Raw genomic sequence first — 23,708 nt, forward strand, 5'->3', positions numbered from 1 at the left:
CAAGAAGGAGGAGACGTGCGGATCGGTGTGATGATCGGGGCGGAGCGGGGGGACGGCGCCCGCAAGGTCGCCAGGCTGCTCGCCGACATAGAGTGGGCCGAGGCCGCGGGGATGGACAGCGCGTGGATCCCGCAGGTCCCGACGGACTTCGACGCGCTGACCGCGGTGGCCCTGATGGGCGCGCGGACCTCGCGCATCGAACTGGGGACGGCGGTCGTGCCGCTGCAGGCCCAGCACCCGATCGCGCTGGCCCGGCAGGCGCTGTCCGCGCAGGCCGCGGCCGGCGGACGGCTGGCGTTGGGCGTCGGGCCGTCCCACCACTGGATCGTCCGGGACATGCTCGGCCTGCCCTACGAGCGTCCCGCGGCCTACACGCGCGACTACCTGGAGGTCCTGCGCGCGGCGCTGAACGGGCCGGGCCCGGTGGACGTGGAGAACGAGACGTTCCTGGTGCACAACCCGCTGGACCTCGGCCCGGTGTCGCCGATGCCGGTGCTGGTCGCCGCGCTCGGCCCGGTCATGTTGAAGCTGGCGGGCGCGCACGCCGACGGCACGGTGCTGTGGATGGCCGACGAGAGGGCGGTCGCCGACCACGTCGTGCCGCGCATCACGAGCGCGGCCGAGGAGGCCGGGCGCCCGGCGCCCCGTATCGTCGCGGGCATCCCCGTCTGCCTGTGCGAGCCCTCCCGCGTCGACGAGGCGCGCGAACGCGCCAACCGGATCCTGGGCGAGGCGGAGATCTCGCCGAACTACCAGCGGCTGCTGGAGTACGGCGACATCAAGGACGTGGGCGGCCTGTGCGCCGCCGGTGACGAGAAAGCGATCGCGGCGCGCTTCCGGCGGTTCGCCGACGCGGGCGTCACCGACCTGTCGGTGCGCCTGCTGCCGATCGGCGACACCCGTGACGAGCTGGTCGCCTCCAAGTACCGGACCCGGGAGATGATCTCCGAGCTCGCGAAGGGATTCCGGTGAGCGCGGGACCGCTGGCGGGCATCCGGATCCTGGAGGTCGGCCACATGCTGGCCGGGCCGTACGCGACGATGGTGCTCGCCGACCTCGGCGCCGAGGTCACCAAGATCGAGCCGCCCGGCGGGGACATCTCCCGGCAGGTCGGCGACGCCTACTTCGCCAGCCTCAACCGGGGCAAGCGCAGCGTGTGCCTCGACCTGAACTCCGAGGCGGGCCGGGAGCGCCTGGGCGAACTCGTGGCGGAGTCCCACGCGCTGCTGGTGAACCTGAAGCCGTCGGCGATCCGCCGGCTGGGCCTGACCTACGAGGACCTCAGGCGCTGGAACGAGCGCATCGTGTGCGTGGCGCTCACCGGCTTCGGCATGGACGCGGGCGACGACCCGGCCTTCGACTACGTCGTCCAGGCCTCCACCGGCGTCGCCTCCCTCACCGGGGACCCGGACGGGCCGCCGACGCTGCCCGGCTACTCCTCGGCCGACAACTCCTCCGGCCTGACCGCCGCGATCGGGCTGCTCGCCCAGATCGTCTCCGGGCGCGGCGGCCAGGTCGAGGTGTCGCTGCGGGACGTGATGCTCTCCCAGCTCAACTACCGCGCGTCCGCCTACCTCAACGAGGGGACGGAGCCGCGCCGCCTGCCCAACGGCGCGCACTCCTACTACGTCCCGGCCCAGCTCTTCCCGACGGCCGAAGGCCACCTGGCCCTGTTCGTCACCCACGACGGCTTCTGGAGGTCGTTCGCGGCCGAGGCCGGCATCGAGGGCTTCACCACGATGGCCGAACGCGCGGCACGGCGCGAAGAGGTGCTGGACGTCGTGACGAAGGCGCTGGCCACGGACACCGCCGCCTCCTGGGAAGCCCGCCTCCGCCCGTCGGGAGTGCCCGCGGCCGCCGTCCGCACACTGCCCGAAGCCCTGGAGGCCACCCCGGAGATGGTCGTGGAGGCCGGCGGCTTCCGCCTGGTCGGCGGCTCCGTCCGGGTCTCCGGCCACGAACCCGACTACCGCCCCCCGCCCCGGCTGGGCGAGCACGGGGGCCTGCCGAGCGGGAAGGACGCGGCATGAGCGAACGGATCGCGCTCGCCTTCGACGGCGAGGAGTACACCCTTTCCCGGCTGGACGCGATGGCCGACGCCCTCGCCGGGGAACTGGCGCGGCGGGGGGTGCGTCCGGGGGGCCGGGTCGCGCTCATGTCGTCCAACCGGCCCGAGTTCGTGACGGCGGTGCAGGCGGTCTGGCGGCTGGGCGCGGCGGTCGTGCTGTTCAGCCCGGCGTGGAAGCGGGCCGAGGCCGAGCACGCCGTCGCGGTCACCCGGCCGTCGCACGCGGTGGGCGACCATCCGGTGCTGGCCGAGCTGATGCCGATGCTGCACCTGGACGAGCCGCTCGAACCCGGCCGCGGCCCGTTCCCCGGCCACGAGCCCGGCTCGGACGCCCTGCTGGTGTTCAGCTCCGGCACGACCGGCATGCCCAAGGCCGTGCGGCACACCCACGCCTCGTTCGGCGCCGCCGTCGAGCACTGGCGGCGGGTGCTGGAGCTGACGGAGCACGACCGGATCCAGGTGACCACGCCGCCCTCGCACATCCTGGGCATCCTCAACATCGTCACCGCGCTGGAGACCGGCGCCTGGCTGCGGCTGCACCGCCGGTTCGACCTGGAGCGGATGCTGGAGTGCATCGGGAGCGACCGGATCACCGTGGAGATGGCGGTCGCGCCGATCGCGCTGGCCCTGGCCTCCCACCCGAAGCTGGAGTCCTACGACTTCTCGTCGCTGCGCTACATCATGTGGGGCGCGACGCCGGTGACACCGAGCGTCGCCGAGGCCGTCACCCGGCGGACCGGCGTGGGCTGGATGCCCGCCTACGGGGCCAGTGAGCTGCCCGTCATCGCCTGCAACCCCGTCGAGGGCGCGCGGCTGGACAGCGCGGGCCGCGCCGCGCCCGGCGTGGAGCTGCGCGTGGTGTCGCTGGAGACGGGCGAGCCGGTCGCCCCCGGCGAGACCGGGGAGATCCAGGCGCGCGCGGCGTCGCTGATGGCCGGATACCTGCCCGAGGAGGCCACGCCCGGCGCGTTCGACGGCGGCTGGTACCGCACCGGCGACGTCGGCAGCGTGGACGCGGACGGCTGGGTGCGGCTCACCGACCGCTCCAAGGAGATGATCAAGGTGCGCGGCTTCCAGGTGGCGCCCGCCGAGGTCGAGGCCGTCCTGCACGGGCACCCGTCCGTCGCCGACTGCGCGGTGTACGGCGTTCCCGACGCCGCGAACGGCGAGGCGATCGTGGCGGCCGTCGCGCCCGAGGGGGCTGTCGACCCGGCCGAGCTCATCGCGCTGGTCGGCGAGCGGCTCGCCTCCTACAAACGGCCGCGCGAGGTGGTGCTCGTGGCCGAGATCCCGCGCCTGCCCTCCGGCAAGGTGCTGCGCCGAGTGCTGAAGGAGCGTCATGGACGCACGTCTGACCACTGAGCAGCGGGAGCTGCGGGACGCCGCCGCCCGGCTCGCCGCCGACCTGGGGCCCGGCTCCGTCCACGACCTGGACGACGCCGAGCGGGCGGCGCGGCTGGAGAAGGCCGTCGCCGCCACGGGCTGGCGCACCCTCCGCTCCGACGGGGCCTCCGGGGTCGAGGTCGCGCTCGTCGCCGAGGAGTTCGGCCGCGGCCTCGTCGACGCGCCCTTCCTGGGCCCGGTGCTCGCCGACGACCTGCGCAGGCGCGCCGGCGTCGGCGGCGGGCCGTGGACCGTCGCGGTCGGCGCCGAGGCGCTGGACGCGCGGGGCGCCGAACGGGTGCTCACCCTGGAGGGCGTCCGCCTGCTGGCCGGGCGCGTCGGCACCCGCACGCCCGGAGCCGACCTGACCCGCCGGACCGCCGAGGTCGTCGGCCCGCTCGAACCCGCCGGCGAGCTGGCCCCGGACGACGCGGACCGGTGGCGGGCGCTGGCGCTGGTCGTCACCGCCGCCGACCTGGTGGGCACGTCGCGCGGCGCGCACGCGCTCGCCTGCGACTACGCCAAGGTCCGCGAGCAGTACGGGAAGACGATCGGCTCCTACCAGGCGGTCGCCCACCTGCTCGCCGAGTCCCTCGCGCTGATCGAGGGGTCGGTGAGCGTGCTGCGGCACGCCGCCTGGGCCGTCGACGAGCTGGAGCCCGCCGAGGCGCTGCACGCCGCGCGGATCGCCAAGGCCTACTGCGCCCGCGCCGCGCGGACCATCTGCGAGACGTCCGTGCAGGTGCACGGCGGCATCGGCAACACCTGGGAGTGCCTGGCCCACGTCCACCTGCGGCGGGCGCTGACCTCCACCGACCTGTTCCCCGTGAGCCTGAAGGAGATCAGCCGTGGACTTTCGTGACTCGCCCGAGGAGGCGGACTTCCGGGAGCGGCTGCGGTCCTGGCTCGCGGAGACCGCCGGGGACTTCCCCACGTCGGGAGACGAGTACTGGCGCAGACAGGGCGAATGGCACCAGGCGCTGTACTCCGCCGGGTTCTTCGGCCTGTCGTGGCCGAAGGAGTACGGCGGGCACGAGCTGCCGCCCGTCTACGACGTCATCCTCGACGAGGAGCTGGCCCGCGCCGGGGCCCCGCCCCGGCCCAGTCTCGGCTACCTCATGCAGGGCCTGGGCCGGCACGGCTCACCGGAGCTGCGGAGCCGCTTCCTCCCCGGCATGATCGATGGGACCGAGCGCTGGTGCCAGGGCTTCAGCGAGCCCGGCGCGGGCTCGGACCTGGCGTCTTTGACCACGACGGCCGTCCGCGACGGCGACGAGTACGTCGTCCACGGGCACAAGATCTGGACGAGCTACTCCGACGTCGCCGACTGGTGCCTGCTGCTGGCCCGCACCGACCCGGACGCGCCCCGCCACAAGGGCCTGTCCGGCTTCGTCGTCTCGATGGACCAGCCCGGCATCGAGCAGCGCCCGCTGCAGATGATGAACGGGGTGACCACCGAGTTCGGCCAGGTCCTCTTCGACGGCGTGCGCGTCCCCGCGGACCGGATGGTCGGCGCGCCCGGCGAGGGCTGGAAGCTGGCGATGACCATCGTCGGGCACGAGCGCGAGCCCGCCGAACTGGGCTACTCCGCCCGCTACGGCAAGACCGTCCGCCAACTGCTGGACCGGGTGGGGGAGGGGGAGGTGCCCGAGGAGCTGGCGTGGGCGGCGGTGGAGACCGAGATGCTGCGCCTGCACGTGCGGCGGCGCCTGTCGGAGCGGCTCGACGGCGTCGAGCACGGCCCCGACGGCTCCCTGGACAAGCTGCTCATGACGTGGACCGAGCAGTCCGTCGGGCACGCGGCCCTGGCCGTCGCCGGCACCCGCGACCCCGAGCTGCTCGGCACCTACCTCTACAGCCGCGCGCAGAGCGTCATGGGCGGCACCTCGCAGATCCAGAAGAACATCATCGCCTCGCGCATCCTCGGATTGGGAGCCTGACATGTACGACGTGCCCAAGGAGATCGAAGTCCGCGAGGAAGGCCCGCTGCGGATCATCACCCTGAACCGCCCCGAGGCCCTCAACGCCGTCAACGACGCCCTGCACACCGGCCTGGCCCGCCTGTGGCCCCAGCTCAGCGAGGACCGCGCCGCCCGCGCCGCCGTCCTCACCGGCGCGGGCAAGGCCTTCTCGGCGGGCGGCGACTTCGCCTATCTCAAGGAGCTGCGCGACGACCCCGAGCTGCGCGCCTCCACCATCGCGCACGGCCGCGACCTGGTCCTGGGCATGGCCCGCTGCCGCGTCCCGGTGGTCGCGGCCGTCAACGGCCCCGCCGTGGGCCTGGGCTGCAGCCTCGTCGCCCTCAGCGACGTCGTCTACATGTCCGAGGCCGCCTACCTCGCCGACCCGCACGTCCAGGTCGGCCTGGTCGCCGCCGACGGCGGCCCCCTCACCTGGCCCCTGCACACCAGCCTGCTCCTGGCCAAGGAGTACGCCCTCACCGGCGCCCGCATCCCCGCCGACCGCGCCGTCCAGATGGGCCTGGCCAACCACGTGTCCGCCGACCCCCTGTCCGAGGCGACGGAGTGCGCCCAGCGGATCGCCGAGCTCCCGCGCCAGGCCGTCGAGAGCACCAAGCGCCTCCTCAACCTCCACCTGGAACGCGCCGTCCTGGCCACCCTCGACTTCGCGCTGACGGCCGAGCACCAGTCGTTCCAGACCGACGACTTCGCCGCCATCATCGACGAACTCACCGCGGGCAGGAGCTGACGCCCCGCGCGGCTCCCCAGAGGCGCGCGGCCACGACCGCCAGGCACGCGGCCGAGGCCGTCACCAGCCAGATCGTGAAGGTCGGGTAGAGGTAGGCCAGCTGGATCCACATGGCGTCGCGGCCGCGCGCCAGCACGCGGTGGATCGGGACGAGCGTCAGGCACAACGCGAGCGGGGCGAAGTAGGGGACCAGCCGCCACACCCTAAGGCGCTCGGTCCGGAGCCGGGAGCGGAGCACGCCCCGGACCGCGAGCCCGGCGGTCACCAGGGTCAGCAGCACGAAGAACAGGTCGGTGAGGAGGAGGGACGCCGAGGAGGGAGGCGGGGGAGGGGTGCGGCCCTCGACGAGGGCGACCAGGCCGTCCATGAGGGAGCTCGCGTCGGAGAAGAACATGCCGGTGTTGGCCATGACGGCGATGCCGTATCCCGAGCCGGGCATCAGCAGCTGGTAGGCGGTGGAGGTGAACAGGTCGCCGCCGTGCTGGAGCACGGGGGTGCCGCCCTCGGTCTTCGAGAGGTCCCAGCCGAGCGCGTACCCGGTGTTCTGCTCGGAGGGGGTGCGCATCTCCTCGACGCCCTGCGGGGACAGGACGCCGGAGTGCTGCGCGATCAGCCACCGGGCCATGTCGTCGGCGGTGGTGATGACCCCGCCGGAGCCGTTGCCGAAACCGGTGGGCTCCGGCAGCGCGACGGGCTGTCCGAGGACGTACAGGTGGCCGCGTGCGCTGGCGGGCAGATCGCGGTCGGTGTCGATCGTCATGCTGTCGCGCATGCCGAGGGGCTCGAACACGTGCGCGTCCAGGTAGGCGGCGAACGGCCGTCCGGCGACCACCTCGACGAGCCGCGCGGCGACCTGGTAGTTGGTGTTGTGGTAGCTGAAGACGGTGCCGGGATCGGCGGCGAGCTTCGCCGTCCGGAGCCTGGCCACCGCGCCCCGGAGCGTTTGCGGCTGGGGCTCGCTCTTCTCGCGGAAGGCCGAGTCGGCCATGCCCGAGGTCTGGTGGAGCAGCTGCCGCACGGTGATCCTCGCGGCCCGGGGGTCGGCCATCGTGAACTCGGGCAGGTAGCGGCGCACCGGCTGGTCGAGGTCCACCCGTCCCCGCTCGACCAGCTGCATCACGGCCAGGGAGGTGAAGGACTTGCTGACCGAGGCCACCGCCATGGGAGTGCCGGCCGTGACGGGATCACCGGTGGCGGTCCTGCCGTATCCGGCGGAGTGGACGACCTCGGTCCCCTTGGTGATCGTTACCGCGACGCCCGGCAGTCCCGTGGCCTCCCGGTACCGCTCCACGTAGGCGTCGACCGACGCGGGAGCCGGCGGGGGGACCGGCGCGGAGGCACCGGGGACCAGGGCGAGGGCGAGTGCGGCGAGAGCGGTTCTGAGCATTCGCCGAAGCTAATGACCGGCCGCGGCCCGGCACCATGGCGGGAATTCGCCGCGTTCGTTACGGAAAACCGCCATGTCCGCGCGGGCGACGCGCTGCCTAGACTGCGGATCGTGGCAGGTCGACGTGGAATGCGAGCTCTGGTGGGAGTGCCGGCGGGCGCGATCCTCGGCGTCGTCGAGCTGGTGTTCCTCTGCGCGGCCTGGCCCGCCCGGCTGGTCCCGGCGGCGCGGCCCGCCTGCGACCGGGCCGCGGAACGGCTGCTGGCACTCGAACGCGCCCGGCTCGCCACCTGGCTGGGGCACCGGACGGCCGAAGGCGGCGGGTACGGCTTTCTCGCGGTGCGCGCCATCGCGGGACTCGCGGCGGGATACGTCGTGCTCTCCGGGCTGCTCCTCGGCGTCCTTCTCCTGTCCGGCGGGCTGCGCGACCTCTTCGTCGGCGGGAGCCGATCCGTGCCGTTCGACCTGCCGGGCGTGAAGGTCACCAGCAACATCGGCGTCATGGCGGTGCTGGTGGGCGGATTCCTGCTCGTGCTGAGCCTGGCGGGAGCGCTGGCCATCGGTGCCGCGGAGCGCAGGCTGGCCGACCGGCTCCTGGGGCCGGGCAGCCCGGAGCGGATGCGCCGGCGCATCGCCGAGCTGACCTCGACCCGGTCGGACATCGTCCGCGCCGTGGACGACGAGCGGCGCAGGATCGAGCGCGACCTGCACGACGGCGTCCAGCAGCGGGGGGTGGCGCTGGCCATGCTGCTCGGCCGCGCCGAGCACAGCGCCGACCCGGCCAGGACCCGCGAACTCGTCGCCCAGGCCTGCGCCGAGTCGCGCCGGCTCCTGGACGAGCTGCGCAGCGTCGCCTGGCGGATCTACCCGACCGCGCTCGACGAGCTGGGGCTGCCCGCCGCGCTCGCGGGCATCGCCGAACGGTCCGGCGTGCCGGTGACCGTGCGCTACGGGCTGTCCGGGCGGCCCGCCTCCCCGATCGAGACCGCCCTGTACTTCATCGTCCGCGAGGCGATCACCAACGCGGTCAAGCACGCGGGCGCGAGCGCCGTCCGGGTCGTGGTGGAGGAGGACGGGCCGACGGTGCGGGTGGCCGTCACCGACGACGGGACGGGCGGCGCCGACCCCGGCGGGGGCGGGCTGTCCGGGCTCGCCCGGCGCGTCCGGGCGCTGGACGGGGCGCTCACCGTCGACAGCCCGCCGGGCGGCCCCACCCGGATCGCGGCCGTGCTGCCCAAGGAGGTCCCGTGCGGCTGATCCTGGCCGACGACTCGGTGCTGCTCCGCGAGGGCCTGACCCGGCTGCTCGCCGACGCCGGGCACGAGGTCACCGCGGCCGTCGGCGACGGGCGTGCGCTGCTCGAGGCGGTCGGCGAGCGGCCGCCGGACGTCGCGGTGATCGATGTGCGCATGCCGCCGACGCACACGGACGAAGGGCTGCGCGCGGCGCTGGCCGTCCGCGAGAGCCATCCGGGCGTCGGCGTCCTCGTGCTGTCGCAGTACGTGGAGAAGACCTATGCCGCCCGGCTCCTCGCAGGCGACGCCCAGGGCCTGGGCTACCTGCTCAAGGACCGCGTCTCGGAAGTGGCCGACTTCCTCGACGCCCTGGAGCGCATCCACGCGGGCGGCACGGCCTTCGACCCCGAAGTGGTCCGCCAGCTGCTCCTGCGCACCACCCGCGCGGACCCCCTGAGCAGGCTGAGCCCCCGCGAGTCGGAGGTGCTGCGGCACCTCGCCCAGGGCTACGCCAACGCCGCCATCGCCGCCCGCCTGTACGTGTCGCTGAGCACCGTCGAAAAACACATCAACGCCCTCATGGACAAGCTGGAACTTCCGCGCGACCCCGACTACAGCCGCCGAGTCCTGGCCATCCTGCACTATCTCGACGCCTGAGCCACCGGCGGTTTCTCGCTTTCCGAGGGAGTTCGCCACGGCGATGTGCGGGTGATTTGTCATCTTTTAGGCGTTTTGAAAGTTGCAGTTCCAGGCCCGCATATCTCCCTGGGTGTCGGCCTGATTCCGGAAAGTAGATGTCGGGTGTGTTGCGCGCCGGCGGGAGAGGCGGCCGCGGTGAGGAATTTTCCGCCTCGTCGAAGGATTTCCCGCAGGTCCTCGGAGTGGCGGAAAGCCCTGTGCCGTAAGGGTTCCGTGCGCTGAGGCGGTTCTTGATCAACTAGTTAACATCTCGGTGATAGTTGACATTTGATACGAGATATCAGCAAAATCGCCGCATCGCTCGAGGAGTTGAGGTGAGAGGCGTGACGGTGGTTCAGGAGAACCCCGACGGGACCGTGGAAGCCGACTGGTTGCTGGACTCGGTGGTGCGGGTGTTCCGGGCGGTCGGCTTCGGCGCGGAGGCGGCCTCGGTCGTGGCCGAGTCGCTCGTCGAGGCGGACCTGCGGGGGGTGTCCTCGCACGGGGTCATGCTCGTGCCGATGTACGTGGACCGGGTGCTGGCCGGCTCGGTGTCGCGGAAGGAGGCCGCCGAGGTCGTCGCGGACCTGGGCGCGGTCGCCGTGCTGGACGCCGGGCACGCCCTCGGGCAGGTGACGTCCGACCAGGCGATGGCCCTGGCCGTGGCGAAGGCCAAGCGGTACGGGGTGGGCGCGGTCGCGGTGCGGCGCGCGTTCCACTTCGGCGGAGCGTTCCGCTACGTGCAGGCCGCCGCCGCGCAGGGCTGCATCGGCGTCGCCGCGTCCAACACGCGCCCCCTCATGCCCGCCGTCGGCGGCGCCCGCCCGGCGGTCGGCAACAACCCGCTCGCGTTCGGCGTCCCGAGCCGCGACGGGCACCCGGTCGTGCTGGACATGGCGCTGTCGGAGGCGGCGCTCGGCAAGATCCGCATCGCCGCGTCCGAGGGCCGCCCCATCCCCTCGACCTGGGCGACCGACGCCGACGGCACCCCGACGACCGACCCGGAGGAGGCGCTGCGGGGCATGCTGCTCCCCGCCGCCGGGCACAAGGGCTTCGGCCTCGCCCTCATCGTCGACATGCTCACCGGCGTGCTGGCCGGCGGCTCGGCGGGCGCCGCGGTCAAGCCGCTGTACGCCGACGTCACCGTGCCCAACGACTGCGCCCACTTCTTCCTGGCCCTGGACGTCGCGGCCTTCGGCGACGCCGACGGCTTCGCCGAGCGCCTGGCCGCGCTCACCGCCGAGGTCACCGGCTCGCCCACCGCCCCCGGCGTGGAGCGGATCTACCTGCCCGGCCAGATCGAGGCCGAGCGCAGGGACGCCGCGGCCGCCCATGGCGTGAGGATCGAGGCCAGCGTCCTGAAGGCGCTGCGCGAGACCGCCGCCAAGGTCGGCGCGGAACTGCCGGAGGCCCGGTCGTGATCCGCACCGTCTTCGACGCGACCGGCGAGGTCGTCGTCATCACCGGAGGGGCCAACGGCATCGGCGCGGGCCTGGCCCGGGGGATCGCCGCCCGGGGCGGCACCGCCGTGGTCCTGGACGTCGCGGACGGCCCCGCCCTGGACGGCGTCGAGTACGCCCGGGTCGACGTGTCCGACCGCGACGCCGTGCACGCCGCCGTCGCCGACGTCGTCGCCCGGCACGGCCACGTCGACGGCCTGGTGGCCGGCGCCGCGATCCAGCCGCGCACGGCCGTCGCAGGAATGCCGGCCGCCGAATGGAGCCGCACCCTGGGCGTGAACCTCGACGGCGTCGTGTGGGCCTGCCAGGCGGTGCTCCCCTCGATGATCGAGCGCCGCTCCGGCTCCATCGTGGTGTTCACCTCCGGCCTGGCGCACATGGGCCGCGCCGAGGCGTCGGCGTACGCGGCGAGCAAGGGCGCGCTCATCCCCTTCGCCAAGTCGCTGGCCGCAGAGGTCGCCGAGCACCGCGTGCGCGTGAACGTGCTGGCCCCCGGCGTCATCGACACCCCCCAGTTCCAGGCCGCCAACCCCGAAGGCGGCGAACGCGAGCACTGGGCCAAGACCACCGGCATCGGCACCCCCGAGGACGTCGTGGGCCCCCTGCTCTTCCTGCTGTCGGACGCCGCGACGATGACCGGCTCCCAGCTCAGCCGCGACCGCGCGTACCCGAAGGAGTGACCATGCCCGCCACCGAAGACCTCCCCGTCGCGATCGCCGGAGGCGGCCCCGTCGGGCTCATCACCGCCCTCGGCCTCGTCCACCACGGCATCCCCGTCGTGGTGTTCGAGGAGGACGGCAGCCTGTCCCTGGACACCAAGGCCGGCACCGTCCTCACCCGCACCCTGGAGGTGCTGCACCGGTACGGCGCCCTGGACCCGGTGCTGCGCGCCTCCCTGCGCATCGACGAGATCGGCGAGATCGACCGCGTCACCAACGAGCCGACCCTGAGCGTGCGCACCGGCGAGCTGACCGAGGACACGCGCTTCCCGTTCGTCATCAACATCCCCCAGCACCACCTGGAGCCGGTGCTGCGCGACGCCTTCGAGGCCAAGGCGCCCGGCGCGCTGCGCATGTCGCACCGCCTGGAGGGCTTCACCCAGCACGACGACCACGTCGAGCTGCACCTGAAGTCGCCCGAGGGGGAGACGACGGTCAAGGCCCGCTACCTGCTGGGCTGCGACGGCGGCCGCTCCACGATCCGCGAGCACCTGGGCATCACCGTCGAGGGCATGACGCTCGAGGAGCGCTACATGCTCGTCGACATCAAGGCCGACCTCGACGTCGCCAACCCGCGCGACTACCCCTACCTCGCCTACTTCTCCGACCCGGACGAGTGGATGATCCTGGTCCGCCAGCCGCACTGCTGGCGGTTCCTGTACCCGCTGCCCAAGGACGCCGCCGAGCCGACCCTCGAGGAGCTGCGCGAGAAGACCGCGCGGTTCATCGGCGAGGTCGACGAGGTGGAGGTGCTCGGCACCAACGTCTACAACGTGCACCACCGCGTCGCCCGCAAGTGGCGCGACGGCCGGGTGTTCCTGCTCGGCGACGCCGCCCACCTCATCACCCCGATGTGGGCGCTCGGCCTCAACACCGGCGTGCTGGACGCCTCCAACCTGCCGTGGCGCCTGGCCTGGGTGCTGCGCGGCTGGGCCGACGAGGGGCTGCTGGACGGCTACGAGGTCGAGCAGGCGCCCGTCGCGGTCAAGGGCTCGGGGCAGATGGCCGAGGCCGCGCGCCGGTACATGAGCCGCCAGGGCGAGGCGCTGGACGCCATGACCGACGGCAACTGGGGCAACGCCTTCACCCGCGCGATGCTCGGCGTGACGCTCGACGTGGACGGCACCGGCGACTGGTCGATGGTGAAGACCGGCGACGCCCCGCTCCCCGTCGGCCCCGGCGACCGCGCCCCCGACCTGCCGGTCTTCGGCCCCGACGGCGGCCGCGTCCACCTGCACGACCTGACGGCGGACGCCTTCGTCGCCCTGTACTTCACCGACACGCGCCGCCGCCCGGCCATCCCGGCGCAGGACGGCCCGGCGCTGCGGCGGTTCGCGGTCTCGCGCTGGGACGCCCCGCACGACTCGGGCCTGCGCGACCGCGCCCTGTTCGACCCCGCTGAGCGGGTGCGCCGCCGCTTCGGCGTCCCGGACGACACCGTCGTCCTCCTGCGCCCCGACGGGCACGTCGCGGCGATCCTCCCGTTCGACCCCGCCGCGCCGACGGACGCCGCGGCCGAGGCCTACGCGCGCGTCACCGGCCGCGCGCCCGCCACCTCCGAGGAGAAGGCATGACCGAGAACAACGACTCCGGGCTCGTCGGCCCGGACGGCGAGCCGATCAGCGCCGCCGCGCACGACAACACCCACGTCATCGGCCCCGACGGGAAGCCGGTCACGCTCGGGAGCGTCGGCCAGCTCATCGTCCTGGAGAACGAGTTCGTCCGGGTGTGGGAGATCGACCTGAGGCCCGGCCAGAAGCAGCCGTGGCACCAGCACGTCAACCCCTACCTCGTGGTGGCGATCGAGGCCGCCGACAACCGCATCGACGCCCTGATCGGCGGCGACCCGCGCCTGGTGCACGAGCCCAAGGGCGGCGTGATCTACCGCGAGCCGGGCGAGGTCCACATGCTCACCAACCGCGGCGACACCCGCTACGTCAGCCGCCTGATCGAGTTGAAGTTCCTGGGAGAGAACCGTGGCTGAACCCGTCCGCCTCCAGCGCCCCGAGGGCATCTCCGAGCACGAGTGGGCCGAGAACCTGTCAGAGCCTGCCGACTACGGAGGCGAGGCGCCCGAGCGCTCCCGCGAGCAGGACGTCGCCGGCCCCGACGGCGAGGTCCTGGGCCGCTTCCGCGAGATCCTGCTCCAGACCCAGGACCTCGACTGGCTCGACAAGACCCTCGAAGGACTGTCGCACAAGCCGCTGTGGCGCAACGAGACGACCGGCGCGTCGATCTCCCTCGTGCGGTTCAAGAAGGGCTCGGGCATCCCGTCCCGCCACTCGCACGCCTCCAACCAGTTCATGTTCTGCCTGTCCGGCAGCTACACCTACGTGCCGACCGGGCTGACCCTCACGCCGGGCTCCTTCTACTGGAACCCCAAGGGCAGCCTGCACGGCCCGACCCGCGCCGACGAGGACACCGTCCTGCTGGAGATCTACGACGGGCCGCACTACCCCACGCAGCCCGACTGGTACAGCAGCGAAGAAGACGCCCGCTGACACCGCGCAGCGGATTCCAAGGAGAAGAAATGCCCAAGCAGGAAGTCATCAGCCCCGAACTCGCCGTCCCGAACGGCCACTTCGCGCAGGCGACCGTCGCCAAGGCCGCGGGCCGGCTCGTCTTCATCTCGGGGATGACCGCCCGGAACGCCTCCGGCGGAGTGACCGGCGTCGGCGACGTCGCCGCCCAGACCCACCAGGTGTGCCAGAACCTCAAGGCCGCGGTCGAGGCCGCGGGCGGCACGCTCGACGACATCGCGCGCGTGGACGTCTACGTGCGCAACATGGAGGACTTCAAGGCCATCCACGAGGTCCGCCGCCAGTACTTCACCGGCGTGGCTCCCGCCTCCACGATGGTCGAGGTCTCCAAGTTCGTGAACAAGGACTACCTCATCGAGATCAACGCCATCGCCGTGGTGGGTGAGTGACGATGCGGTTCGGAGCGGTCCTCGTCGACGGCGCGCGCCGCACCGCCGTCATCGAGGGCGAGGAGGCGGCGGTCCTGCCGCCCGGCTCGCCCACGCCCGACGACGCCGTACGCGACGCGCAGGCCCTGGAGAGCCTGCGCGCCGCGGCGCGGGGCGCCGAGCGGCTGCCCTTGGCGGACCTCGACCTGTGCGCCCCGCTCACCCGGTTCAACCGCGACATCCTGTGCACCGGCTGGAACTACTGGGAGCACTTCGAGGAGTCGCAGGGCAAGCGTGAAGGCCAGGACCCCAAGGAGCGCCCCGCGCACCCGACGTTCTTCACCAAGGGCCCCGACACGGTGATCGGCCCGTACGACGACATCGCCTTCGACCCGGAGATCTCCGCCAAGTGGGACTACGAGGCCGAGGTCGCGCTCGTCATCGGCCGCACGGGCCGGTCGATCCCCGAGGAGAAGGCGCTGGACCACGTGGCCGGCTACCTCGTGGCCAACGACGTCTCCCAGCGCGACCTCCAGCGCGCCCACGGCGGCCAGTGGCTCAAGGGCAAGAGCATCGACCGCACCATGCCGCTGGGCCCGTGGATCACCACGCCGGACGAGATCGCCGACCCGCACGACCTGGCGATCACGTTCGACCTCAACGGCGTCCGCCTCCAGGACGCCACGACCGCGCTCACCGCGTTCACCTTCGCCCGGGTGATCGCCGAGCTGAGCTGGGGCATGACGCTGCGCGCCGGTGACGTGGTCCTCACCGGCACCCCGCACGGCATCGGCAACGCCCGCGAGCCGCAGATCTTCCTCAAGGAGGGCGACGAGCTCGTCACCCGCGTCAAGGGGCTGGGCGAGCTGCGCAACCGCGTGGTCCGTACCCGCCTGTCCTGACCGGCGCCCTCCCGTCCACCACGACCCGTTCCGCAAGAAGGAGAATCCGCCTCCCATGGCCGGCATCGACCTGCATACCCACCTCGCTCCCGTCCTGACCGATGTCTCGGCGCTCCCCGGCGTCGAGCAGGACGGCGGACGGCTCGTCGTGGACGGCGCGCGTGTGGGCCTGCCCCGTCTCTACCAGCCGGAGGCACTGGAGGAATGGCTCGCCTCGCGCGGCCTGGCGGCGGGCGCGGTCTCCGCGCCTCCGCCCTTCTTCCGCCAGCACCTGGGGCGCGCGGACGCCGCCGTGTGGGCGCGCGCCCTCAACGACGGCGTCCGCCGTGCCACCGACGGCCGCGCACCGCTGCTGCCGCTGGCCTACCTGCCGCTGGACCAGCCGGAGGCGGCGGTCGCCGAACTGGACCGGGTGCTGGCCGAGGAGGGCTGGTCCGGGTTCGCCGCCTCGGCGGGCGGCGGCTCGGTCAGCCTGGCCGACGCCCGCCTGGACCCGCTGTGGGAGCGCCTGTCCGCCGACGGACGGCCGCTGCTGCTGCACCCCGGCGCCAGCCCGGACACCCGGCTGGGCGCCTTCTACCTGGCCAACCTGCTCGGAAACCCCTACGAGACGGGCGTCGCCGTCGCCGAACTGCTCTTCGGTGACGTGCCCGGCCGGTTCCCCGGCGCGCGCTTCCTGCTCGTGCACTGCGGCGGCGTCGTCCCCGCGGTGCTCGGCCGCTGGCAGCGCGGGCTCGACACCGGACGCCCCGGCCTTCCCGACCTGTCCGCCCCCCTCACCGAGACGATCGGCGGCTTCTACGCCGACTGCCTCGCCCACGACCCCGCCGTCGTCGACCTCGCCCTCGCGAGGTTCGGCGCGGACCGGATCGTCCTCGGCAGCGACTGGCCGTTCCCGATGGGCAGCGACGACCCCGCGTCCCTCGTCGCCCACCTGGACCCCGACCTCGTCCGCCGGATCAGTGAAGACAACGCCAGAACACTGCTCCAACCCCCCACGGAATGAAGGAAGAACCATGAAGCGCACCTCGGCCCGGTTCGCGGGCATCGTCGGAGCACTCGTGCTGGGCCTCACCGCCTGCGGCGGCGGCTCCGGAGACGGCGGCGACTCCCCGGAGAAGGTCAACTACCTGACCTCGTTCAACACCTTCGGCCGCGACGCCTACGTGTACGTCGCCGACGAGAAGGGCTACTTCAAGGAAGCCGGCCTGGACGTGGACATCAAGCCGGGTTCGGGGACCGTCGACGTCATGAAGCTGCTGGCCAGCGGCCGCGCCGACTTCGGGCCGGGCGACTTCACCGCGGCGAGCATCACCATCGCCAAGGAGAAGCTGCCCGTCACGTCCGTCGCGATGATCCACCAGAAGACGATGGCCGGGATCATCTCCCTGGAGGGCAACGGCATCGCCGCGCCCGAGGACCTGGAGGGCAGGTCGATCGCCGACCAGCCCGGCTCGACCAACGAGGTGACCTTCCCCGTCTACGCCAAGGCGGCGGGCGTCGACGCGGCCAAGGTGAAGTTCGTGTCGTCCGCCCCGCCCGCGCTGCCCCAGCTCCTGGCGGGCGGCAAGGTGGACGCCATCGGGCAGTTCATGGTCGGCGCGCCCCTGGTGGAGAAGGCCGCCGCGGGCAAGAAGGCGGTGCTGCTCCCTTACGGCGACCACCTGCCGGACCTGTACGGCAACTCGCTGATGACCTCCACGAAGCTCGCCGACGAGAAGCCCGAGCTGGTGGAGAAGTTCACCGGCGCGCTGCTGAAGGGCCTGGAGTACGCCATCGCGCACCCCGAGGAGACCGGCGAGATCCTCAAGAAGCGCCAGCCGACGCAGGACGCGGCGATCGCCGCCGCCGAGATGCAGGCCATGGCCGGCTACGTCCGGCCGGAGGGCGCCGCCGTCGGCGCCGTCGACCAGGACAGGGTCCAGAAGAACATCGACATCCTCACCGAGGCGGGCGCGATCCCGTCCGGCGTGACGCCCGGACAGCTCGTCGACTTCGACGTCGCGATCCAGGCTGCGGAGTAGCGGAGGCCACGCATGATCGAGCTCAGGCACATCTCACAGATCTTCGAGACCAGGGAAGGCCGCGTCCACGCGCTGGACGACGTCAGCCTGACGGTCGGCCGCAACGAGTTCGTCACCCTCGTCGGCCGCTCCGGTTGCGGCAAGTCCACGCTGCTGCGGATGGTCGCGGGGCTGCAGAAGCCGACCTCGGGCACGGTGACGGTCGGCGGCAAGGCCGTCGAGAAGCCCCGGCAGGACGTCAGCTTCATGTTCCAGAAGGCGGCGCTGCTGCCCTGGCGCACGGTGCTCGACAACGTGATGCTGCCGGTGGAGATCCTGCGCCTGGACAAGGACGCCCACCGGCGGAGGGCGCACGAGCTGCTGGAACTGGTCGGCCTGGCCGGTTTCGAGAAGCGCCTTCCGCGTGAGCTCTCGGGCGGCATGCAGCAGCGCGTGTCGTTGTGCCGCTCGCTCATCCAGAACCCCGACGTCCTCCTCATGGACGAGCCGTTCTCCGCGCTGGACGCCCTCACCCGGGAGGAGCTCTCGGTGGAGCTCCAGCGGATCAAGATGGAGCAGGAGACGACGATCGTGTTCGTCACCCACTCCATCGAGGAGGCGGTCCTGCTGGCCGACCGGGTCGTGGTGCTCAGCCCGCGGCCCGGCCGGCTCCGGCAGATCATCGAGGTCGACATCCCCCGGCCCCGCACCCTGGGCCACAACGCCCACGCCGACCGCGTCACCGCCGTCAGCGCCGAACTGCACGAACTGCTGATGCCCGCCCCCGCCGGAGGCCACCGATGACCGCAGAGACCCTGACGAAAGGCGGCCGCGGCTCCGGGCCGTCCGTGCGCCGCGACCGGCTGATGTCCTGGAGCATGCCGGTCCTGGGCATGATCGGCACGGTGCTGGTGTGGTGGGCGGCGACCGTCGTCTTCGCCATCGACCCGTTCCTCGTCCCCTCGCCCGCCGACGTCCTGGCCTCCTTCACCGCCCAGCCCGGCTACCTGCTGGAGCAGTCGTGGGTGACGCTGGTGGAGACGGTCGAGGGCTTCCTGCTCGCGGTGGCCGTCGGCATCCCCATCGCCGTGGTCATCGCGATGTCCAAAGTGCTGGAGCAGATCGTCTACCCGCTGCTGCTCATCGTGAACTCGGTGCCGAAGGTGGCCATCGCGCCGATCCTGGTGGTCTGGATGGGGTTCGGACAGGCACCGAAGATCGTCATGGTCTTCCTGCTATGCTTCTTCCCCATTGTGATCTCTACCGCGGCGGGGCTGAAATCCACACCGGCCGAACTGGCCGACCTGGTGAAGTCCCTGGGGTCCACCCGGCTCCAGGCATTCTTCAAAGTGCGCTTCCCCAACGCGCTTCCCCAGGTGATGGTCGGCCTCAAGACGGCGATCTCCCTCGCGGTCATCGGCGCCGTCATCGCCGAGTTCGTCGGCGCCGACGCGGGCCTCGGCTTCGTCATCGTCCAGTCGGGCGCCAGCGCCGACACCGCCCTGGCGTTCGCGTCCATGGCGCTGCTCGGCGTGATCAGCATCGTGCTCTTCTACGGGCTGAGCGCACTGGAGCGGATCCTGCTCCCGTGGGTCGAGGACCAGCGGTGAGCCGCATGGACGGGCCCTCCGCCCTCACCCCGGCCCGCAAGGGCAGGACCCTGGCCGACACCGCGGCCTCCGAACTGCACCGGATGATCCTGTCCGGCGAGCTCCCGGCGGGATCGCCGCTGCGCCTGACCGACCTGGCCGCGCAGCTGGAGATGAGCCCCATGCCGGTCCGCGACGCCATGCGCCGCATGGAGGCGCTCGGGCTCGTCGAGATCATCCCGCACAAGGGGGCGCGGGTCCGCGAGCTCACCGAGGACGACCTGCGCGACACCTACGAGGTGCGCGTCGAGTTGGAGTCCCTGGCCACGGCCAGGGCCGCGCTCCACATCACCCCCGAGGCGCTGGAGCGCGCCGCCGAGGCGCTGGAGCGCCACCAGCGGCTGCTGGAGGCGGGCGACGTGGACAGCGCGCGCAAGGCGCACACCGACTTCCACTTCGGCATCTACCACGCCTCCGGCTCCCTGTGGCTGCCCCGGGCGATCGAGCCGGTGTGGCAGAACAGCGAGCGCTACCGCTTCGCGGTGCCCGACGCCGAGCGCCGCCGGCTGAGCCACCTGGAGCACCGGGCCATCCTGGACGCCTGCGCCGCCCACGACCCCGAGGCCGCCGCCGCGGCCCTGCGCGCCCACCTGGAGAGCACGGTGGACCGCATCATCGCAGCGATGCCGACCTCCCAGACCCGCTGACCCGGCGCCCCTCCGGCCCGCCCCCGGAGGGGCCGGCGCTTATTTCGGGGGGAAGCGGAGGGCGCCGTCCAGGCGGATGACCTCGCCGTTGAGGTAGGTGTTCTCCACGATGTGGCAGGCGAGGGCGGCGTACTCGGCGGAGCGGCCCATGCGGCGGGGGTGGGGGACCTGGGGGCCCCAGTGGGCCTCCAGCCGGTCGGCGTGCTGGCCGTAGGCGGGGGTGTTGAAGGTGCCGGGGGCGATGGTGACGACGCGGATGGCCAGGGGGGAGAGGTCGCGGGCGGCCACCAGGGTCATGCCGACGACGCCGCCCTTGGCCGCGGAGTAGGGGAGCTGGCCGATCTGGCCCTCGTAGGCGGCGATGGAGGCGGTGTTGACGATGACGCCGCGGTCGCCGTCGTCGGAGACCTCCTGGCGGCCCATCGCGGCGGCGGTCAGGCGCATGACGTTGAAGACGCTGACGAGGTAGGACTCCAGGGTCGTGCGGAAGGCGTCCAGCGGCATCGGCTCGCCGTCCCTGCCGACGAGGCGGCCGCCTCCGGCCGGGCCGCCGTGGGTGTCCACCGAGACGCGGAAGGGCCCCTCGGCCTCCGCGGCGGCGATGGCGGCGCGGACGTCGTCCTCGCTGCCGGCGTCGGTGCGCAGGTAGCGGACGCCGAGCTCCTGCTCCAGAGCCTTGCCCTTCTCGTCGTTGACGTCGGCGACGACCACCTTGGCGCCGGCGGCGTGCAGCCGCCGGACGGTCGCCTCGCCCAGGCCGCCCGTGCCGCCCACCACCAGTGCCGAAGATCCGCTGATCTGCATTGGCATTTCCCTCCCTTGCAACCGAAGCTCTTGGTTTGCGAGAATAGCATTCTCATGAATATCACCCTGATCCTTGACATGGCGGCGTCGGCCGGCGACCGGCCGGCGGTGACGGCCGACGGCCGCACGGTGACCGCCTCCGAGCTCCTGAGCCTCGCGCGCTCCGCCGCCGACCGGTTCCGGGATCACCCGGCCGTCCTCTACCTGGGCACGAACCACCTCGCCTACCCCGTCGCGCTCTTCGGCGCGGCCATCGCGGGCGTGCCGTTCGTGCCCCTGAACTACCGGCTCGGCGACCACCAGCTGACCGCTCTGCAGGCCCGCCATCCCGGCGCCCTCGTCCTGCGCCAGGAGGACCTCGACGGGCTGCTCGCGCCCGCGGGCGCCCCGTCGCGGGCCGAGGCGCCGACGGACCCGGACGGCGTGGCGGTCCTGCTCTACACCAGCGGCACGACGTCGGAGCCCAAGGCGGCCGTGCTGCGCCACCGGCACCTGCTCGCCTACGTGATGAACACCCTGGAGTTCGGCTCGGCCGACGAGGCCGCCGCCGCCCTCGTCGCGGTCCCGCCGTACCACATCGCCGGGCTGGCGAACCTGCTGACCAACCTCTACACCGGACGCCGCGTCGTCTACCTGGCGGCGTTCAAGCCCGAGGAGTGGCTGGAGACCGTCCGGCGGGAGAGCGTCACGCACGCGCTCGTCGTCCCCACGATGCTGGCGCGCATCGTCGACGCCGTGGAAGGCGGCGACGCCGGGACGCCGACCCTGGCCAGCCTCGCGTACGGCGGTTCACGGACCCCGCTGCCCGTCCTGGAGAAGGCGTTGAAGGTCTTCCCCGGCACGGGTTTCGTCAACGCCTACGGCCTGACCGAGACCGCCTCCTCGATCGCCGTCCTCGGACCCGGCGACCACCGCAAGGCCCTGTCGTCGGACGACCCGGCCGTACGGGCCCGCCTCGGCTCGGTGGGACGCCCGGTGCCCGGCGTGGAGTTCCAGATCCGCTCCGAGGACGGCGAGGTGCTCGGCACGGACGAGACCGGCCTGGTCCACGTGCGCGGCGAGCAGATCTCCGGCGAGTACAGCGGCCGGAGCGTCCTGGACGCCGAAGGCTGGTTCCCCACCCGCGACCGCGGCCGCCTCGACCCCGACGGCTACGTCTTCATCGAGGGCCGCGCCGACGACACCATCATCCGAGGCGGCGAGAACATAGCCCCCGCCGAGATCGAAGACGTCCTCCTCGCCCACCCGGGCGTCGGCGAGGCCGTGGTGGTCGGCGTCCCCGACACCGAATGGGGGCAGCGCATCGTCGCCTTCGTGGTGAGCGCCGCGAGCACTACCGCTCCCAGCACGGCGGATGCCGTTTCCGGTGCGGCAGGCGCTACCTCCGGCATGGCGGGCGCTGCTTCCGATACGGCGAGTGCCGCTCCCGGCTCCGGCACGGCAGGCGCCGCTCCTGGCTCCGATACGGCGAGTGCTGCTCCTGGCTCCGGTGCGGCAGGCGCCGCTCCTGGCTCCGATACGGCGAGTGCCGCTCCCGGCTCCGGCACGGCAGGCGCCGCTCCCGGGGCGGCGGGCGCCGCTCCCGGCGCGGCAGCCCCTGCCTCCGGTGGGGTGGACGCCGCTCCTGATGAGGCGGAGCTCAAGCGGTGGGTGAAGGAGAGGCTGCGCTCCTCCAAGACGCCCGACGCCATCGTCTTCCGCGCCGACCTGCCCAAGACCGACACCGGCAAGCTGCTCCGCCGCACCCTTCTGGCCGAGATGGAGAAGACCCATGCCTGAGGCAGTCATCGTTTCCGCGCTGCGCACCCCCGTCGGCACCGCCTTCAAGGGCACGCTGCGCGACACCACCGCCTACGACCTGGCCCACCACATCCTCACCGCCGCCTCCGCCGGGCTCGACACGGCGCTGGTCGACGACGTGATCCTCGGCGAGGGCCTGTACGGCGGCGGCGTCGTGGCACGGCACGCCGCGATCACCGCGGGCCTCACCTCGGCGGCGGGACAGGCGCAGAACCGGCACTGCGCCGCGAGCCTGACGGCCGTGCAGAGCGCCGCGGCGAGCATCCGCGCCGGCATGGACGAGCTGGTCGTCGCGGGCGGGGTGAACTCCTCCTCGACCTCGCCGAAGTTCCGGTTCCGGTCGGGGGAGGAGTGGATCGACCCCTGGTACCCGCCCACCCACCCGAACCGCCCCGACGCCCCCAACCTCGACATGTCGATCACCGTGGGCTGGAACGCCGCGGTCCGGGCCGGCGTGACCCGCGAGGAGATGGACGCCTGGGCGCTGCGCTCGCACCGCAACGCCGTCCGCGCCATCGACGAGGGCCGCTTCAAGGAGGAGATCGTCCCGATCGACACCCCCTACGGCCTGTTCTCCGTCGACGAGCACCCGCGCCGCGAGACCAGCCTGGAGAAGCTCGCCTCCCTCAGGCCCCTCCACCCCGAGATCGAGGGCTTCAGCATCACCGCGGGCAACGCCGCCGGCGCCAACGACGCCGCCGCGGCCCTGGTCGTGGCGAGCGACCGGCTGGGCCTGCCCGCCCTGGCGACCGTCCGCTCCTGGGCGTCCGTCGGCGTCGACCCCGCCGAGACCGGCCTCGCCCCCGTGAAGGCCATCCCCAAGGCCCTCGCCCGCGCCGGCCTGTCCCTGTCCGACGTCGACCTCTTCGAGATCAACGAGGCGTTCGCCGCGATGTGCGTCGCCACCGTCGGCATGCTCGGCATCGACCCCGAGAAGGTGAACGTCAACGGCAGCGGCTGCTCCCTCGGCCACCCCGTCGCCGCCACCGGCGCCCGCATGCTCACCACCCTCGTCCACGAGCTGCGCCGCCGCGGCGGCGGCCTCGGCGTCGCCGCCATGTGCGCGGGCGGCGGCATGGGCTCCGCCACCGTCATCGAGGTCCCCGCCCCATGACCCCGCCCCCTCCACCCAACCGCGCCGGGACCACCCCGCCCCGACCCCCGGCCCGACTGCCCGACGCCGGACCCTGGCATCCGGTCCGGTCGCTTGACGTCGGGTCCCGGCGCCCGGTCCGGTCGCTCGACGCCGGACCCTGGCATCCGGTCTGGCCGCCCGAAGCCGGGTCCCGACGCCCAGTCTGGTTGCTCGACACCGGGCCCCGGTATCCGGTCCGGTTGCCCGAAGTCGGGCCCTGG

At 72.9% G+C, this 23,708-nt stretch carries 24 protein-coding genes; 22 read left to right on the forward strand and 2 right to left on the reverse strand.

Features of this window, described 5'->3' with window-relative positions:
* Window positions 1-15: 15 nt before the first annotated feature.
* Genes ABD140_RS01355 through ABD140_RS01380 form a run of 6 tightly spaced genes read left to right on the forward strand, consistent with a single transcriptional unit; the run spans window position 16 to window position 6,160 of the window.
* Window positions 16-972 carry an LLM class F420-dependent oxidoreductase gene (locus tag ABD140_RS01355; RefSeq protein WP_344235762.1) on the forward strand — a complete coding sequence of 319 codons (957 nt, stop codon included), beginning with the start codon at window positions 16-18 and terminating at the stop codon, window positions 970-972.
* The gene (locus ABD140_RS01360; protein WP_344235764.1) at window positions 969-2,030 is read left to right on the forward strand and encodes a CaiB/BaiF CoA transferase family protein; all 1,062 of its coding nucleotides are present in this window, start codon (window positions 969-971) and stop codon (window positions 2,028-2,030) included. The genes ABD140_RS01355 and ABD140_RS01360 overlap by 4 nt, the downstream gene beginning before the upstream one ends.
* The gene (locus ABD140_RS01365; protein WP_344235766.1) at window positions 2,027-3,430 is read left to right on the forward strand and encodes a class I adenylate-forming enzyme family protein; all 1,404 of its coding nucleotides are present in this window, start codon (window positions 2,027-2,029) and stop codon (window positions 3,428-3,430) included. Before ABD140_RS01360 ends, ABD140_RS01365 begins: the two co-directional genes overlap by 4 nt.
* Complete coding sequence (locus ABD140_RS01370; protein ID WP_344235768.1) at window positions 3,408-4,313, forward strand: acyl-CoA dehydrogenase family protein; 906 nt, start codon at window positions 3,408-3,410, stop codon at window positions 4,311-4,313. The genes ABD140_RS01365 and ABD140_RS01370 overlap by 23 nt, the downstream gene beginning before the upstream one ends.
* Entirely contained in the window at window positions 4,300-5,391 is a 1,092-nt protein-coding gene (locus tag ABD140_RS01375) for an acyl-CoA dehydrogenase family protein (RefSeq protein ID WP_344235770.1), read from the forward strand. The genes ABD140_RS01370 and ABD140_RS01375 overlap by 14 nt, the downstream gene beginning before the upstream one ends.
* A 1-nt stretch (window position 5,392) precedes the next feature.
* Complete coding sequence (locus tag ABD140_RS01380; RefSeq protein WP_344235771.1) at window positions 5,393-6,160, forward strand: enoyl-CoA hydratase/isomerase family protein; 768 nt, start codon at window positions 5,393-5,395, stop codon at window positions 6,158-6,160.
* On the opposite strand, the gene ABD140_RS01385 is transcribed toward ABD140_RS01380, so the two are convergent.
* Window positions 6,141-7,547 carry a serine hydrolase domain-containing protein gene (locus ABD140_RS01385; protein WP_344235773.1) on the reverse strand — a complete coding sequence of 469 codons (1,407 nt, stop codon included), beginning with the start codon at window positions 7,545-7,547 and terminating at the stop codon, window positions 6,141-6,143. The two genes, ABD140_RS01380 and ABD140_RS01385, sit on opposite strands and share 20 nt — an antisense overlap.
* 111 nt (window positions 7,548-7,658) lie before the next feature.
* On the opposite strand from ABD140_RS01385, the gene ABD140_RS01390 reads away from it, so the two are divergent.
* The 14 genes from ABD140_RS01390 (at window position 7,659) to ABD140_RS01455 (ending at window position 19,748) form a co-directional block, all read left to right on the forward strand.
* Complete coding sequence (locus tag ABD140_RS01390; protein ID WP_344235775.1) at window positions 7,659-8,804, forward strand: sensor histidine kinase; 1,146 nt, start codon at window positions 7,659-7,661, stop codon at window positions 8,802-8,804.
* Window positions 8,795-9,439 (forward strand): response regulator transcription factor, encoded by a 645-nt coding sequence (locus ABD140_RS01395; protein WP_344235777.1) that lies wholly within the window; start codon window positions 8,795-8,797, stop codon window positions 9,437-9,439. The genes ABD140_RS01390 and ABD140_RS01395 overlap by 10 nt, the downstream gene beginning before the upstream one ends.
* Before the next feature lie 365 nt (window positions 9,440-9,804).
* Window positions 9,805-10,881 (forward strand): Ldh family oxidoreductase, encoded by a 1,077-nt coding sequence (locus ABD140_RS01400; protein ID WP_344235779.1) that lies wholly within the window; start codon window positions 9,805-9,807, stop codon window positions 10,879-10,881.
* Window positions 10,878-11,600, forward strand: coding sequence for an SDR family NAD(P)-dependent oxidoreductase (locus ABD140_RS01405; RefSeq protein ID WP_344235781.1), 723 nt, complete (start codon window positions 10,878-10,880; stop codon window positions 11,598-11,600). The genes ABD140_RS01400 and ABD140_RS01405 overlap by 4 nt, the downstream gene beginning before the upstream one ends.
* 2 nt (window positions 11,601-11,602) lie before the next feature.
* The gene (locus ABD140_RS01410) at window positions 11,603-13,213 is read left to right on the forward strand and encodes an FAD-dependent monooxygenase (RefSeq protein WP_344235783.1); all 1,611 of its coding nucleotides are present in this window, start codon (window positions 11,603-11,605) and stop codon (window positions 13,211-13,213) included.
* The gene (locus ABD140_RS01415) at window positions 13,210-13,623 is read left to right on the forward strand and encodes a cupin domain-containing protein (protein ID WP_344235785.1); all 414 of its coding nucleotides are present in this window, start codon (window positions 13,210-13,212) and stop codon (window positions 13,621-13,623) included. Before ABD140_RS01410 ends, ABD140_RS01415 begins: the two co-directional genes overlap by 4 nt.
* The gene (locus ABD140_RS01420; RefSeq protein ID WP_344235787.1) at window positions 13,616-14,140 is read left to right on the forward strand and encodes a cupin domain-containing protein; all 525 of its coding nucleotides are present in this window, start codon (window positions 13,616-13,618) and stop codon (window positions 14,138-14,140) included. Before ABD140_RS01415 ends, ABD140_RS01420 begins: the two co-directional genes overlap by 8 nt.
* A gap of 29 nt (window positions 14,141-14,169) precedes the next feature.
* Complete coding sequence (locus ABD140_RS01425) at window positions 14,170-14,568, forward strand: RidA family protein (protein ID WP_344235789.1); 399 nt, start codon at window positions 14,170-14,172, stop codon at window positions 14,566-14,568.
* Between the two features lie 2 nt (window positions 14,569-14,570).
* On the forward strand, window positions 14,571-15,449 hold the full coding sequence (locus ABD140_RS01430) for a fumarylacetoacetate hydrolase family protein (protein ID WP_344236417.1): 879 nt from the start codon (window positions 14,571-14,573) through the stop codon (window positions 15,447-15,449).
* 55 nt (window positions 15,450-15,504) lie between these two features.
* The gene (locus ABD140_RS01435) at window positions 15,505-16,455 is read left to right on the forward strand and encodes an amidohydrolase family protein (protein ID WP_344235791.1); all 951 of its coding nucleotides are present in this window, start codon (window positions 15,505-15,507) and stop codon (window positions 16,453-16,455) included.
* Between the two features lie 10 nt (window positions 16,456-16,465).
* Entirely contained in the window at window positions 16,466-17,473 is a 1,008-nt protein-coding gene (locus ABD140_RS01440) for an ABC transporter substrate-binding protein (RefSeq protein WP_344235793.1), read from the forward strand.
* Between the two features lie 12 nt (window positions 17,474-17,485).
* Entirely contained in the window at window positions 17,486-18,256 is a 771-nt protein-coding gene (locus tag ABD140_RS01445) for an ABC transporter ATP-binding protein (RefSeq protein ID WP_344235795.1), read from the forward strand.
* The gene (locus ABD140_RS01450) at window positions 18,253-19,062 is read left to right on the forward strand and encodes an ABC transporter permease (RefSeq protein ID WP_344235797.1); all 810 of its coding nucleotides are present in this window, start codon (window positions 18,253-18,255) and stop codon (window positions 19,060-19,062) included. The genes ABD140_RS01445 and ABD140_RS01450 overlap by 4 nt, the downstream gene beginning before the upstream one ends.
* Before the next feature lie 5 nt (window positions 19,063-19,067).
* The gene (locus ABD140_RS01455) at window positions 19,068-19,748 is read left to right on the forward strand and encodes a GntR family transcriptional regulator (protein ID WP_344236419.1); all 681 of its coding nucleotides are present in this window, start codon (window positions 19,068-19,070) and stop codon (window positions 19,746-19,748) included.
* 39 nt (window positions 19,749-19,787) lie between these two features.
* Here the strand turns inward: ABD140_RS01455 and ABD140_RS01460 are convergent, their stop codons facing one another.
* The gene (locus ABD140_RS01460; RefSeq protein WP_344235799.1) at window positions 19,788-20,558 is read right to left on the reverse strand and encodes an SDR family NAD(P)-dependent oxidoreductase; all 771 of its coding nucleotides are present in this window, start codon (window positions 20,556-20,558) and stop codon (window positions 19,788-19,790) included.
* 48 nt (window positions 20,559-20,606) lie between these two features.
* Here ABD140_RS01460 and ABD140_RS01465 point away from each other — a divergent pair, with 48 nt between their 5' ends.
* Complete coding sequence (locus ABD140_RS01465) at window positions 20,607-22,331, forward strand: class I adenylate-forming enzyme family protein (protein WP_344235801.1); 1,725 nt, start codon at window positions 20,607-20,609, stop codon at window positions 22,329-22,331.
* Complete coding sequence (locus ABD140_RS01470) at window positions 22,324-23,466, forward strand: thiolase family protein (RefSeq protein ID WP_344235803.1); 1,143 nt, start codon at window positions 22,324-22,326, stop codon at window positions 23,464-23,466. Before ABD140_RS01465 ends, ABD140_RS01470 begins: the two co-directional genes overlap by 8 nt.
* Window positions 23,467-23,708 lie beyond the last annotated feature (242 nt).

Source organism: Actinocorallia libanotica, from assembly GCF_039525175.1.
GTDB lineage: Bacteria > Actinomycetota > Actinomycetes > Streptosporangiales > Streptosporangiaceae > Actinocorallia > Actinocorallia libanotica.

What these genes read in the sequence shown, in the direction of transcription:
- ABD140_RS01365 (WP_344235766.1), top strand. Translation starts at nt 2,027, where the DNA reads ATGAGCGAACGGATCGCGCTCGCCTTCGACGGCGAGGAGTACACCCTT.
- ABD140_RS01370 (WP_344235768.1), top strand. Translation starts at nt 3,408, where the DNA reads ATGGACGCACGTCTGACCACTGAGCAGCGGGAGCTGCGGGACGCCGCC.
- ABD140_RS01380 (WP_344235771.1), top strand. Translation starts at nt 5,393, where the DNA reads ATGTACGACGTGCCCAAGGAGATCGAAGTCCGCGAGGAAGGCCCGCTG.
- ABD140_RS01385 (WP_344235773.1), bottom strand. Translation starts at nt 7,547, where the DNA reads ATGCTCAGAACCGCTCTCGCCGCACTCGCCCTCGCCCTGGTCCCCGGT.
- ABD140_RS01410 (WP_344235783.1), top strand. Translation starts at nt 11,603, where the DNA reads ATGCCCGCCACCGAAGACCTCCCCGTCGCGATCGCCGGAGGCGGCCCC.
- ABD140_RS01415 (WP_344235785.1), top strand. Translation starts at nt 13,210, where the DNA reads ATGACCGAGAACAACGACTCCGGGCTCGTCGGCCCGGACGGCGAGCCG.
- ABD140_RS01425 (WP_344235789.1), top strand. Translation starts at nt 14,170, where the DNA reads ATGCCCAAGCAGGAAGTCATCAGCCCCGAACTCGCCGTCCCGAACGGC.
- ABD140_RS01430 (WP_344236417.1), top strand. Translation starts at nt 14,571, where the DNA reads ATGCGGTTCGGAGCGGTCCTCGTCGACGGCGCGCGCCGCACCGCCGTC.
- ABD140_RS01435 (WP_344235791.1), top strand. Translation starts at nt 15,505, where the DNA reads ATGGCCGGCATCGACCTGCATACCCACCTCGCTCCCGTCCTGACCGAT.
- ABD140_RS01440 (WP_344235793.1), top strand. Translation starts at nt 16,466, where the DNA reads ATGAAGCGCACCTCGGCCCGGTTCGCGGGCATCGTCGGAGCACTCGTG.
- ABD140_RS01445 (WP_344235795.1), top strand. Translation starts at nt 17,486, where the DNA reads ATGATCGAGCTCAGGCACATCTCACAGATCTTCGAGACCAGGGAAGGC.
- ABD140_RS01450 (WP_344235797.1), top strand. Translation starts at nt 18,253, where the DNA reads ATGACCGCAGAGACCCTGACGAAAGGCGGCCGCGGCTCCGGGCCGTCC.
- ABD140_RS01455 (WP_344236419.1), top strand. Translation starts at nt 19,068, where the DNA reads ATGGACGGGCCCTCCGCCCTCACCCCGGCCCGCAAGGGCAGGACCCTG.
- ABD140_RS01460 (WP_344235799.1), bottom strand. Translation starts at nt 20,558, where the DNA reads ATGCCAATGCAGATCAGCGGATCTTCGGCACTGGTGGTGGGCGGCACG.
- ABD140_RS01465 (WP_344235801.1), top strand. Translation starts at nt 20,607, where the DNA reads ATGAATATCACCCTGATCCTTGACATGGCGGCGTCGGCCGGCGACCGG.
- ABD140_RS01470 (WP_344235803.1), top strand. Translation starts at nt 22,324, where the DNA reads ATGCCTGAGGCAGTCATCGTTTCCGCGCTGCGCACCCCCGTCGGCACC.